The following is a 1,279-nucleotide window of genomic DNA, read 5'->3' as shown; positions in this document are numbered from 1 at the left end:
GTTGCGATTCATCGTACTTGCCCACCGCTTTCAAGGAATCTCGCTTAGCTTTGACTTCCCGCTCTAGACGCGCTTTAGCCGCTAACTTATTTGGATCAGGCTGATGCTTTCGCAGCTTCACTTGGTAGTAATCTAAGTCAGATTTAAGAATATCGCCCTTGCCTTTCACAATCGCGATTTCATCTTCCAAACCTTCACTTTGCCAAGACACGTAGCCGTAAGACAACAGAATCACAGCCGCAGCCGCACCCCAAGAAATCGCCACATTTTTTAGCGTAAGGAGATCTTTTTTCGGCTTTAAATGATCAGGATATAGATTGACGCGTCGATTTGTAGACGCCGCCGCCGCATCCGCAAGCACATGACCAGAGAGTTCATGTTCTTCAGGCAGTAGTGACGATACTTTGGTGCTTAAGCGGTAGTTAAGCGACTGAACCAATTCGTTCTCATCTTCTTCATCACAGCACACTTTCAATTGGTGTAACTGAACCTGACGAAGCTGAGCAGAGAGGTAATCTATCGAACGTTGCAGCTCCAGAGACAAACTGTCCATCTGTAGCTCGCTTGACGGTACGCCAGTAAGAGGAGGTGTCACGCTACGAATCGAACGATGGAATGCAATGGTGTGCTCAACAAAAGCACTGATGCGGAAATGCCCACGCGCGCTACGTTGCAGCAACAAAAAGTTACCAAGCTCACCAGCGGTATCACCCCAAACATCATCTTCCGGAATGATCGCTTCTAACGGCAATTGAGCACGACTAGCCAGTAGCACAATTTTATCAAGCATCTTTCTTGATAAAACATAAGCTTGCACTTTACTTGAGTTTGGTAGCTCTACCGCATCAGCGATGATGTCGATGGCACGCTCAGAAATAAGCTCTTTGAGTAAAAAAGGCAGCGCCGCCGACCACTCTTGGCGTGGCATGGCTGGCTTGTCGATTTGATACATCTGATAGTAGTTGTGTGACAGCACTACGGTCAGAGAATCATAAGCGCTCGCGGCAACGCTTAACGCTTGCTCAACAGCGCGTTCCCAATTTGATTCAGAAATTTCAAACTGAGACGGACGGCCACTTTTAGCTGGTGATGATAAATAAACTGCGTCTGGCTGAATAACCAAAAAGCAAGAGCGACCACCACCAGATGATCGCATCAGCTTGTCGAATACTGCTTTAAATTCCATGATTATTATCTTTATTTTTTCCGCCAGCGATTTCGTCTTCCCAATTTAACTTGGGATTCTGATTGAGAATGTTGCGCTGTTTGTGGACGAGGA

1 protein-coding gene is annotated in these 1,279 nt (G+C 46.6%); it reads right to left on the bottom strand.

The genetic code is table 11. The annotated features are described in order from the left end of the window. The coding region (locus R7035_RS25450) for an MSHA biogenesis protein MshI (protein WP_318146348.1) at window positions 1-1,186 on the bottom strand (1,186 nt) is incomplete at its 3' end. Between the last annotated feature and the right edge of the window lie 93 nt (window positions 1,187-1,279).

The sequence above is a fragment of the Vibrio sp. 1731 genome (genome assembly GCF_033339955.1).
GTDB lineage: Bacteria > Pseudomonadota > Gammaproteobacteria > Enterobacterales > Vibrionaceae > Vibrio > Vibrio alginolyticus.
The sequence above is the reverse complement of the archived record's forward strand: the minus strand, read 5'-3'. Positions and strand labels throughout refer to the sequence as shown.